9 protein-coding genes are annotated in these 12285 nt (G+C 49.2%); all 9 read left to right on the top strand.

Translation table 11 applies throughout. The annotated features are described in order from the left end of the window. Positions 1–185 precede the first annotated feature (185 nt). The 9 genes from ACTVDO_RS10095 (at position 186) to ACTVDO_RS10055 (ending at position 12215) form a co-directional block, all read left to right on the top strand. On the top strand, positions 186–1214 hold the full coding sequence (locus tag ACTVDO_RS10095) for a TRAP transporter substrate-binding protein (protein ID WP_020960097.1): 1029 nt from the start codon (positions 186–188) through the stop codon (positions 1212–1214). Between the two features lie 24 nt (positions 1215–1238). Next, a complete protein-coding gene (locus tag ACTVDO_RS10090) occupies positions 1239–1832 on the top strand; it encodes a TRAP transporter small permease (protein WP_023817639.1) in 594 nt (197 codons plus the stop codon). After that, positions 1833–3116 carry a TRAP transporter large permease gene (locus tag ACTVDO_RS10085; protein ID WP_020960095.1) on the top strand — a complete coding sequence of 428 codons (1284 nt, stop codon included), beginning with the start codon at positions 1833–1835 and terminating at the stop codon, positions 3114–3116. A gap of 35 nt (positions 3117–3151) precedes the next feature. Next, complete coding sequence (locus tag ACTVDO_RS10080) at positions 3152–4216, top strand: TRAP transporter substrate-binding protein (RefSeq protein ID WP_041267761.1); 1065 nt, start codon at positions 3152–3154, stop codon at positions 4214–4216. 124 nt (positions 4217–4340) lie between these two features. Further along, positions 4341–5606, top strand: coding sequence for a lactate racemase domain-containing protein (locus ACTVDO_RS10075; RefSeq protein WP_020960093.1), 1266 nt, complete (start codon positions 4341–4343; stop codon positions 5604–5606). A gap of 12 nt (positions 5607–5618) precedes the next feature. After that, on the top strand, positions 5619–7820 hold the full coding sequence (locus tag ACTVDO_RS10070; protein ID WP_442901459.1) for a dihydroxy-acid dehydratase domain-containing protein: 2202 nt from the start codon (positions 5619–5621) through the stop codon (positions 7818–7820). 230 nt (positions 7821–8050) lie between these two features. Next, a complete protein-coding gene (locus ACTVDO_RS10065; protein ID WP_442901458.1) occupies positions 8051–8950 on the top strand; it encodes a fumarylacetoacetate hydrolase family protein in 900 nt (299 codons plus the stop codon). A 23-nt stretch (positions 8951–8973) separates the two neighbouring features. Further along, complete coding sequence (gene gucD, locus ACTVDO_RS10060; protein WP_442901457.1) at positions 8974–10446, top strand: alpha-ketoglutaric semialdehyde dehydrogenase GucD; 1473 nt, start codon at positions 8974–8976, stop codon at positions 10444–10446. Between the two features lie 161 nt (positions 10447–10607). Then, positions 10608–12215, top strand: coding sequence for a glycoside hydrolase family 43 protein (locus tag ACTVDO_RS10055; RefSeq protein WP_442901456.1), 1608 nt, complete (start codon positions 10608–10610; stop codon positions 12213–12215). Positions 12216–12285: the final 70 nt, after the last annotated feature.

Below are 12285 nucleotides of genomic sequence, written 5' to 3'. Positions count from 1 at the left end.
GTTCTACTATATCAAACCACACGATGGCAGTTTTTTAAACCGACATCTTCCAACGTTTAGAAGCGGGTTCAGAAACTCGTCTTTTGGAAGCGCTATCCGAAAGCGCTTAATCCCCAACTTAGTAGTAGTTAACCCTCATATTTTTCTCTAATAAAAACAGTATTGCAAAAGGAGCTGATGGTATTATGAGACGAATGGCAGTTTTTTCGGCGATCTTATCCTTGTTGCTTCTGCTGCTTTCCGGTTGCGGGAGCTCCGGATCCAAATCAACGGCCGGAGGGAAAACAGGTGAGACTAGAGTAATCAAGGTGGCCAATTATTTTGCCGAAAGTCACCCACAAAATGTTGCGTTGCGTGAAAAGTTTAAAAAGATCGTTGAGGAGAAATCCGGCGGCAGTCTTAAGGTCGAGATTTATCCTAATAGTGCTTTAGGTGCAGAGCAGGAGTTTTACAACGGTGTTCGCAATGGCACGATTGAGATGGGGATTCCGGGGTTGATTATGCAAAATGACATCCCTAAAATGGGAGTTCCTGAATGGCCATTCTTATTCAGAGATTTTGAACATGTTAAAAAAGTGTTGAATGGCCCGATCGGAAAAGAAATTACTGCAGAGCTTGAGGCAAAACATGGTGTTGTTCCGCTGGCTTGGAGTGCAAATGGGTTCCGGATGTTTTCTTCAAATAGAACGATCGACTCAATCGACGATTTTAAAGGATTGCGCCTGCGGATGCCTAATATCCCGAACTATATTACGGTTGGAAAATTGTTAGGGGCTAACGTGACCCCATTGCCGATTTCGGAAGTGTTCACTGCCTTAGAGCAAAAAGTGGTAGACGGGCAAGACAACCCAATTGCGACATTGCGAGCTTCCGGGTGGTACGAAGTTCAAGCAGATGTATTAGAGTCGAACCATATGTTTAGCCCGAATGTGTATGTGGTCAATAAAAAGTTTTGGGATAGCTTGACGGATGAACAACGGAAAATTATACAAGAAGCGGCTAAAGAGGCGGCCAACTATGAATTTGAGTTGATGGAAAAAAGTTACGAAGAAGACAAGAAGTTTTTGCAAGAGCATGGAATTAGATTCACTACTCCTAGCGATGAGTTTGTGAAGCAAATGGAAAAAGCTGTGCAGCCGCTGTATGACGAGTTGTTCAAAAAATATGATTGGGCTGAAGACTTGTATAAGAGAATCAAGGCGGAGACGGAATAAGACAATCCAAAAGTTAAAAGGGTGATGGAATTGTTTAAAAAGGCAGGGAGATTTTTGAATGGTGTTCTGAATGTATTGATGGTCGCGACGCTCGCTTTCATGTGTATTTTGGTATTCGGCAACGTTGTGCTTCGTTACGGATTTAACTCCGGCATCACTTGGTCGGAAGAAATGTCGCGTTTTCTCTTCATTTGGATGACGTTTTTTGGAGCTATCGGCGCTTTAAAGGATAATGACCATTTAGGTGTCGATGCATTGGTAAGAAAGCTGCCGGTCGGCGCCAAACGCGTTGTATTTGTCATCAGCAATGTCATCGTTCTATATGTGCTTTATTTGCTGTTGGACGGAAGTTGGAAAATTACGCTCAGCAGCGTCGGAAGCCGGGCTCCGGCCACTGGGCTACCGATGGCATTCATCTATGGAACCGGTCTAGTTGTGAGCATCGGAATGGGAATCATTGTCTTGTTTCATATATACCAAGCTTTATTCCGCCCGGGTGCGGTTGAAGAATTGACAAGAATGAAAGAGTCAGAAGAGGAAATGATGAATGTGGCCCATGAAGAGACAGTGAACCCCCATCGCCGCCCTCGTCCGGGTGCAGTTGGAGGTGAAAGGTAGATGGCACTAGTTGTGTTTGTCGGATCATTGCTCGGCGTGATGGCGCTCGGGATGCCGATTGCGTTTGCGCTATTAGTCAGCGGAGTGGCGCTGATGTTATACTTGGATATTTTTGATACGCAAATTATTGCCCAAAACTTGATTAGCGGCGCGGACAACTTCTCACTCATGGCCATTCCATTCTTTATCCTGGCCGGGGAGCTGATGAATGCCGGCGGGATTTCCAAGCGGATTATTGACTTTGCCTTGTCGCTTGTCGGCCATATTCGCGGCGGGTTAGGGTATGTCGCGATCATTGCCAGCATTTTGTTTGCCGGCTTATCCGGTTCGGCGGTCGCTGACACGGCGGCGCTCGGGGCCATTTTGATCCCGATGATGGTCAAAGCCGGATATGACCGCAACCGTTCGACCGGCCTCATTGCCGCGAGCGGCATTATTGCCCCGATCATTCCGCCGAGCATCCCGATGATTCTGTTTGGGGTCACAAGCGGCGTATCGATCACGAAGCTGTTTATGGCCGGCATCGTCCCAGGGATTTTGCTTGGAATTGTTCTGGCAATCTGTTGGTGGTTGGTCGTCCGGAACGATTCCGTTGAGGTACTTCCGCGCCAATCGGCGAAAGACATTTGGCGGGCGACCCGTCGGGCCGTTTGGGCGCTTTTATTGCCAGTTATTATCGTCGGTGGGCTTCGCGGCGGGGTGTTTACGCCGACAGAAGCTGCCGTTGTAGCTGCGTTTTATGCCCTGTTTGTCGGTTTGTTCATTTATCGTGAACTGAAAGTGAAAGATTTGTTCCACGTGTTCGTGGCAGCGTCGAAAACAACAAGCGTCGTCATGTTTTTGGTGGCGGCGGCCATGGTGTCGGCCTGGCTCATTACGGTTGCCAATATTCCGTCGATTATGACAGATTGGCTAGCGCCGTTCATGGATAATCCATTGGTGCTGTTGTTAGCCATTAATGCGTTGGTGCTGTTGGTCGGAACAGCGATGGACTTGACGCCGACGGTGCTCATTTTGACACCGGTGTTGATGCCGATTATTGAAAAAGCGGGAATTGATCCGGTGTACTTCGGGGTACTGTTTATTTTAAACAACTGCATCGGGCTGCTCACACCGCCGGTCGGAACGGTGTTAAACGTTGCTTGCGGGGTAGGGAAAATCGGGATGGAAGACATTATGAAAGGGATTTGGCCGTTTTTGTTGGCGGAAGTGTTAGTGCTGTTGTTGTTGATTTTCTTCCCGTCCCTTGTCACCGTGCCGCTCGGATGGTTTACAGGAAATTGATAAATATCCTTAACATTAAGGGGGTTGCGAGGACTATGAAAAAAAGAAATGTGATTAGAAAGATCATGACCGGCTGTATAGCTATGGGCTTGCTTTTCTTGACCGCGTGCAGTTCAGGAACGACTCAAGGGGGGAATACCGCTAAGACTGAATCGAAAGGAGTTCAACCGCGAGTGATTAAAGCGGGAATTGGCCTGAACGAAGACCATCCACAAGGCCAAGGATTGCTCAAGTTCAAAGAGATTGTTGAGGAAAAAAGCGGCGGCAAAATGAAAGTTCAAACGTACTTCAGTGCTACTTTAGGTGACGACTTAAAGATGACAGAAGCGCTTCAGGCCGGAACACAAGAAGTTACAATCCCGTCGACTTCACCATTAGTCGGGATCGTTAAAGAATTTGGTATTTTCGATTTTCCGTTCCTCTTCAATACGCCTGAAGAGGCTGACGGTATTTTAGACGGGCCGATAGGCCAAAAATTGTTGGAGAAATTGCCGGAACACGGATTGATTGGGCTTGGCTATTGGGAAAATGGCTTTCGGCATGTAACAAACAGCAAACATGCCATCGAAACGGCTGATGATTTCAAAGGGTTGAAATTGCGAACGATGCAAAACGAAGTGCATATTGATGCGTTTAAAGCGCTCGGTGCCAATCCGACGCCAATGCCTTTCTCGGAAGTGTTCACGGCGTTGGAAAGCAACACAATTGATGGTCAGGAAAATCCACTGGCAACGATCAAATCAAATAAATTTTACGAAGTGCAAAAACATTTAAGTTTGACAAGGCACGTCTATACGCCGTTTGTGTTCCTCGTCAGCAAAAAGTTTTGGGATCAGTTATCGCCGGAAGAACAAAAGATTTTGCAGGACGCTGCGGTTGAAGCCGGAAAATATCAACGGCAACTGAGCCGTGAGGAGGATCAAAAGGCATTGGAAGAGTTGAAGAAAACAGGTGTAAAAATTAACGAAGTCAGCGATCAAGAGCGTCAAAAAATGGCAGAAATCATTAAGCCTGTAGTTGAAAAATACGCGAAAGAGTTCGGCGAAGATTTAGTGAACGAAATGTATGGTGAGCTAGACAAAATCCGCAATCCAAAATGATGTTGCGGGAAGAGGGCAATGGCTGGTTGTTCTCTTCCTTGCCCCTTGTTGCAAAGCGAGGGAGAAAGGGGACTGGCTTGTTGTGATGATCGGCCTGCCAAACTAGAAAATGAGGGAAGAAAAAATGAAGATTCTTGAGCAAATGCTTAAAGATGTGCCCATTCCTAAAATGGCAAAAGTTAGGCAAAACTTTTATGCCCCGGAAATTCGGGATGTTCCCAAGGCGGTGCATCAAAGCATTCGCCAAGCGAATGTTCTCCAACGCATTTCCCCTGGCGACCAAGTGGCGATCGCTGTCGGAAGCCGCGGCATTGCCGATATCCCGATCATTGTCCGAGAAGTGGCAAACGCGGTAAAGCAAGCAGGCGGCGTCCCGTTTATCGTACCGGCAATGGGAAGTCATGGAGGGGCGACGGCAGAAGGGCAGAAAGAAGTGCTTGCCCATTTAGGGGTGACAGAGGAATTTGTCGGGGTTCCGATCCGCTCAAACATGGATGTTGTGGAAATCGGGAAGTTGGACAATGGGCTGCCTGTTTATATAGACAAACTGGCCTACGAGGCGGATAAAATCGTTGTCGTTAACCGAGTAAAGCCCCATACGGCTTTTCGCGGACCGGTGGAGAGCGGATTAATGAAAATGATTACGATCGGCCTCGGCAAGCAAAAGGGGGCGGAGGCTGCCCACCAATATAGCTTTAAGTATATGGCGCGACATGTAATCGAGATGGCAAAAATCGCAATTCAGCGGGCGCCCATTGTGTTTGGCGTGGCTGTGCTGGAGAATGCGTATGACCGCCCAGCCAAAATCGTGGCGGTTCCGGCCGAGCAGTTTGAAACGGTGGAGCCTGAGCTGTTGATTGAGGCGAAGTCGCTTATGCCGAGGATTATGTTCACTCCGCTCGATGTGCTCGTTGTTGATGAAATCGGGAAGGATATTTCCGGTGACGGCATGGATCCGAACATTACCGGCAGGTATGCGACTCCTTATGCAAGCGGTGGTCCAGACATTGCGCGAATCGTCGTCCTAGGTTTGTCGGAAAAGACCGACGGCAACGCCAATGGCATTGGATTAGCCGATATCACAACTAAAAAAGTGAAAGACCAAATCATTTGGGAAAAAGGATTTGCAAATGCTTTGACGAGCACGGTCGTTTCGGTAGTTAAACTGCCGATGTTTTTCGAAACGGAAGAGCTGGCGGTAAAAGCAGCGATTAAAACATGCAACGCCTTTGATCTAAGCAAGGTGAGAATAGTGAGGATCAAAAACACGCTGGCGCTTCGGGAGATTTGGATTTCTGAAAGCCTTTTGGATGAAGCGCTCCAAATGGAAGAAATTGAAATTTTGTCAACGCCGATGGAAATGGACTTTTCCATAACAATAGAACATTAAGGAGGATGTGTAATGCCAGCGGTTACTTACCCGCGCATTGAGAGCCGAGTCAATCCATACCGAGACAATGTTCAAGGAAAGGCCAACGAGCCGATATGTGTCGCCGGGCTGCTCGACCGTGCGAAACAAATTTTAGGCCCTGAACTAAAAGGGCTGCAACCAGACTGGACGCTGGAGGAAATTTATGATCGGCTGCATCATAATGCCCCTCGGATTGCGATTATTGGCGGGTCGCCTGACCACCCGGCCCACATTATGGATTTTCAGACGATCGCCCGGGCAGCGATTCGCATTTGGCAAAATGGCGGCGTGCCGTTTCAATTTTCGACACCGGTCATGTGCGATGGGACGGCGCAAAGCAACCAAGGCATGAGCTATTCGCTGCAAAGCCGCAACGCCGTGGCGCAAATGATTGTAAACCAGCTGGAAGCGCACAGCTACCATGGGGCGTTTGTCATTCAAGGGTGTGACAAGCAGCCGCTTGGCGTAGTCAGCGCGTTGGCCCATCTTGACCGCGTCCGCCGCGAGCGGGGAGAGCCGCCTTTCTTCGCGACATTTGCGCCGGCCCATGTATTAAAAGGCGGCACGATTCCGCCTAAGTTGTATGCCGAGCTCGAGGAAGCCGCCCGGCGGGCGGAACTCGCCGGGGAAGAAGACATTGCGTATGACTTGCGGGATGCGCTCGCCTATATTTTGCAATGTACTTCCAATACCGCTTTCCAAGGGGTGCTCGAACGGGCGAGAGGAAAAGGGCTCATCACGAAAGAGCAGCACGAAGACTATGAAAAACGGTTGGCGGTAGCGACATGCGACAGCCAAGGCGGGGTGTGCGCCTTTAACGGAACCGGCAACAGCTCCCGGCATTTGATCGCCGGATTGGGATTGATTCATCCTGCCTTGGAATTGCTCTCCGCCCCGCCGACGCAGGAACAAATAAATATGGCGTTGGACAGCCTCGCCCAGCTAATGAACGATCCGGTGTATGGAGTGGCCAATATTATGGCGGCCAATATCAAAAACGCGATTCACATTCACAGCGCCACCGGCGGATCAACGAACATTATGATGCATATTGTGGCGGCTATGCTTTATGGGGGCTATCAGTTCGATCTGTGGGAGTATGATCGCATCCACCATGAAGTGCCGGTGCCGGATTTATTTGACTACAGTTTAACGGAAGGAAGAGACATTTTCGCACTGGCTGTTCAGTGCTGCAGCGGGAAGATCCGGGGAATGGAAACAGTCTTTCACGAGTTGATGAACAATGGAGTGCCGATGGATGTGGATGCTCCGACGGTAACCGGAACGACATGGCGGGAAAGACTGTCTGTCAACCAAGCGCAGCTGTCGGCGCAAAACGTCGAGCACAACCCGGTCATCTTATCCAAACCGAGACGGCCGTTTAGCGGGGTCGACGTGTTGTCAGGCAACTTCTTTGAAAGTGCGGTAGTGAAAATCAGCGGCATGGCGACGAAACAAATTGATGAGTTTGACAAGAAAGTCGCCTTTGTCCTGTATTACGAGAACGAAGACGATGCCAACGAGGGGCTGCTTGATGTTCAGTTGTTGGAAAAAATCAAACAAAACCGCTGTTTTCACCATCAAAGCTTGCTCGCCGCCTTGAAACATAACGCGCCGCATTTGTTTGAACCATTGAAAGATCATGAATATGACGACCTGTTTGATGCGATGGCAAGGGAAGGGGCGCTGAAAATCGCGGTTGTGATCGCCGGCCAGGGGCCAGAGGCATTTGGCATGCCGGAAATGTTCACCCCGATGCAGCATATTAACGCGAACAGACAGCTAAAACGGATCGCGACGCTGATTAGCGACGGGCGGTATTCAGGCGTCACGTACGGGGCGGCCATCGGACATATGACGCCGGAAGCCATTCGCGGCGGAGGCATTTTGTATTTAAAAACGGGGGATATTCTCTACATTGGCCTTCGTGAGCGGAAGATCGAATTGGTCAACGAATGGGCGTTCCGAAATGGAACTCTGCGGTTCGAGTTTGAATCGATCAAGCAGGAAAGAACGGAAATCGCCAACCAACGCGTAGCGGCGATGCGCAAGCGCCAACGGCGGATTGCGGCGAGCAACCGATTGATTGGGCATACCGATGCCGCCCATGGAGTTGTTCCGCTGCCGATTGCCGAAGAGGCAGTGTATGACTACAAAAAGGATGTTGTCCTTCCTACAGTTAAAAAATCATAGCGGGGCGATTGAAATAATTTCGTGCTTCCCCAGTATCTCTCAGCCTTCGGCGAAAATAACGGACACCGTGCTCGAGGAAGAAATCCAGCTGTTACAAAATGCGGCTGAACAGATCTCAGAAGAAATGGGGTATATCCGCCCTAGCCGTTTATCTGTGTAATGAAGCGGCTTCTTTCTGACAAGATGATAAAACAGAGTTTTTTATTATCAAACAGTAAGGGGAGAGGGTTATGAGAATTATTCGCTACTTAGAAGATTCACAGGAAATAGTAGCCGCGGTTACCGATGATAATATCGTGTATCCGCTCCCGTTTCGCGATTTGATGGAGGCGGTTCGCGAAGCAAAACATCGCCAAATGTCGACCGTCAGCTATATTCAAACGTTGATTAGCGGAAAACAAGGGATCCACAAAGAGATAGGGAAATTGAATTTGCTTGCGCCGATTGTCGCTCCTGAGGTGTGGGCGTCGGGCGTCACCTACGAGAAAAGCCGCGAGGCGAGAAACTATGAAACGGTCGAAAAGGCAGCGGGCCAGGAAACGTGCTATGACCGGGTGTACAACGCGGAAAGGCCGGAACTCTTTTTGAAATCGACCGCGGCGCGTACGATTGGCCCGAATGCCCCCGTGTATTTGCGCAGCGATTCCAACTGGCAAATTCCGGAGCCGGAACTTGGACTGGTGATCACCCGAGAAGGGGAAATCGTCGGGTATACGATTGGAAACGACATGAGCTGCCGGGATATCGAGGGGGAAAATCCGTTATACTTGCCGCAGGCAAAAATATGGAAGCATTCGTGTGCCATTGGGCCGGCGATCCGCCTGGCGGAGACAGTGGAAGACCCGTATAACCTGCAGCTGACTTGCCGCATTTACCGCAACGGCCAACTTGTCGTTGAAGAAAGCGCCAATACAAGACAGTTGAAACGAACATACGATGAACTAGTATCTTTCTTGATTCGCGATAATGAAGCGTTTGACGGCACGGTATTGTTAACGGGAACGTGCATCGTTCCCCCGAATCAGTTCACCCTCCAAGAGGGGGATCGGATCGAAATCGAGATTCCTGAAATTGGAGTGCTGTCCAATCCAGTGCAATCGCTGATTCGCCAAACGATCATTCATCAATAATGGATAGAAGGAGTGGGGAGAACATGGCAGTCCAAACTGAAATTAAAACATATTTGAACTACATTAACGGCAGTTGGGTGAGTTCCGTAAGCAACCAAGTCGAACCGAGCCTCAACCCGGCGAATCGGCATGACATTGTCGGGTATGTCCAACGTTCGGCGCTGGAAGATGTAAATGCCGCTGTAGCCGCGGCAAAACAAGCGCAGGCATCGTGGCGGAAGCGTTCCGGGGTTGAGAGGGGAGAGTATTTGTATAAGGTTGCTCGCCTTTTGGAACAGCGCCTTGACGACATTGCCGAAACGATGACAAGAGAAATGGGGAAGACACTTGCGGAAGCCAAAGGGGAAACGATGCGGGGCGTCCATATTTTGCGTTACTATGCCGGCGAAGGGGCGCGGAAAGTGGGCGATGTGATCCCATCGAGCGACAGTGAAGGGTTGATGTTTACGACCCGCGTTCCGCTTGGGGTTGTCGGGGTCATTTCGCCATGGAATTTCCCTGTCGCCATTCCCATCTGGAAAATGGCGCCGGCGCTTGTCTACGGGAATACAGTCGTGTTAAAACCGGCAAGCGAAACGGCGGTGACGGCGGCGAAGGTGATTGAGTGTTTCCACGAAGCCGGTTTCCCGAAAGGGGTCGTCAATATGGTGTGCGGTTCCGGATCGGTCATTGGCCAAGGGATTGCGAATCACCCCGATATTGACGGCGTGACGTTCACCGGCTCGAATGCCGTCGGAAAACAAGTCGGAAGAGCCGCGTTTGAGCGCGGGGCGAAATACCAGCTTGAGATGGGCGGAAAAAATGCGGTCATTGTGGCCAAAGACGCCGATTTGGATTTGGCGGTCGAAGGCACGATCAGCGGCGGGCTGCGTTCGACAGGGCAAAAATGCACCGCGACGAGCCGCGTCTTCATCGAGAAGGAAGTGTATGAGCCGTTTAAAGCGAAACTTCTGGAACGGGTCCAACAGCTGAAAATTGGCAATGGCCTGGATGCGGACACATGGATGGGGCCGTGCGCCAGCGAGTCGCAATTGAATACGGTTCTTTCCTATATTGAGAAAGGGAAAGCGGAAGGGGCGAAGCTCCTTTACGGTGGAAAAAGATGCCTCGACGGCGAACTGGCCAACGGTTTTTACGTTGAACCGACGATTTTTGAAGAAGTCAACCTTCAAATGACGATTGCCCGCGAAGAGATCTTTGGCCCGGTATTGGCGTTGATTTCGGTCGACAGCATTGAGGAGGCGATTCAGCTTGCCAACGATACAGAATACGGGTTGAGCGCCTCGCTTTATACGAAAAATATCGGGAATGCGCTGCAGTTCATTCAAGACATCGAGGCCGGGCTCATTAAAGTCAACGCGGAGACGGCAGGAGTCGAGTTTCAAGCGCCGTTTGGCGGTATGAAGCAATCGAGCTCCCATTCGCGGGAACAAGGGCAGGCAGCGATTGAATTTTTCACATCGATTAAAACGGTATTTGTGAAAGCCAGTGAGTAAGGTTAAGTAGCTAAGTAAAAACGTGTAGTTATTTCCGCCTCCAATATAAAAATGAAAATCAACAGTTTATAACCAATGGATTTCGTGCCTAAGCGGCATGTCATGCACGCTTATATGTCTTTTGTATGAAAAATTTAGCATTTTTCCTAGGGGGATCAGAAATGATCAAAATCAAAAATCCTATTTTAACCGGTTTCCATCCCGACCCGTCCATTTGCCGGGTGGGAGATGACTATTACATTGCGGTTTCCACGTTTGAGTGGTTTCCGGGGGTGAGAATTTACCACTCGAAAGATTTAAAGAATTGGCGTTTGGTGGCAAGGCCGTTGAATCGGTTAAGCCAATTGAACATGATTGGAAACCCGGATTCCGGAGGGATTTGGGCTCCACATTTGTCGTATAATGATGGGAAGTTTTGGCTTATTTATACAGATGTGAAAGTTGTCGAAGGCCATTGGAAAGACGGCCATAACTATCTTGTGACGTGCGACACGATTGATGGGGAGTGGTCGGATCCGATTTATTTAAACAGCTCCGGATTTGATCCATCTCTTTTTCACGATGAGGATGGAAGAAAGTATTTAGTTAACATGTATTGGGATCATCGGGTTGGTCATCATCCGTTTTATGGGGTTGTACTTCAAGAATATAGTGTTGAACAAAAAAAATTAGTTGGCGAGCCGAAAATTATTTTCAAAGGAACGGACTTAAGAATTACAGAAGGACCACATTTGTACAAAATCAACGGCTATTATTATTTGCTGACGGCGGAAGGGGGAACGCGGTACAACCATGCGGCAACGATTGCACGGTCGACCTCTCTCTACGGTCCGTATGAGGTGCATCCGGATAACCCGCTGATTACGTCGTGGCCTTACCCGCGCAATCCGTTGCAAAAGGCCGGCCATGCGTCGATTGTTCACACCCATACGGATGAATGGTTTCTCGTTCATTTGACCGGCCGGCCGCTGCCGAGGGAAGGGCACCCGTTGCTGGAACATCGCGGCTACTGTCCGCTTGGGCGAGAAACGGCGATTCAACGGCTTGAATGGAGGAACGGATGGCCTTATGTAGTTGGGGGGAACGGGCCTTCGGTAGAAATCGATGGCCCGAACGTTGAGGAAGTTCCGTGGGAAAAAGACTATGATGAAAAGGATGATTTTGACGGTGATACATTAAATCACCATTTTCAAACATTGCGAATTCCATTAGGGGAGGACATTGCCACCTTAAAGGCTCGTCCTGGACATTTGCGGCTGTACGGGCGGGAATCGCTCACTTCCCGGTTTACGCAGGCGTTTGTGGCGAGACGATGGCAACATTTTTACTTTATTGCGGAGACGAAAGTCGCGTTTCGTCCAACGACCTTTCAACAATCGGCTGGGCTAGTGAACTACTACAACACGCAAAACTGGACGACGCTTCAGATAACATGGCATGAGGAAAAAGGACGGATTCTTGAATTAATGGCATGCGACCATCTCATGGTTGATCAACCGTTGCGGGGACAGGAGATTGTCGTTCCTGATGACGTTGAGTATGTGTATTTACGGGTAACCGTGCAAGCGACAACATACAGATATTCTTATTCTTTCGATGGAATTGATTGGATTGATCTTCCCGTCACTTTCGAATCATATAAACTATCAGACGACTATATCAGAAGCCGCGCTGCGTTTACTGGCGCCTTTGTCGGCATGCATTGCCGGGACGGTTCAGGGCAAAACAACTACGCGGACTTTGACTATTTTTTGTACAAAGAATTATAGGAAACTTTGTTTATATGATAGACAAACAAACATGAAAGCGTTATAATGAAACTGAAGCAAATCACTCTCG

It is taken from the genome of Geobacillus sp. BK01 (assembly GCF_052220245.1).
In the GTDB taxonomy this organism is placed as follows: Bacteria; Bacillota; Bacilli; order Bacillales; family Anoxybacillaceae; genus Geobacillus.
Note: the sequence above shows the minus strand (reverse complement) of the source record. Positions and strands in the feature narration are given on the sequence as shown.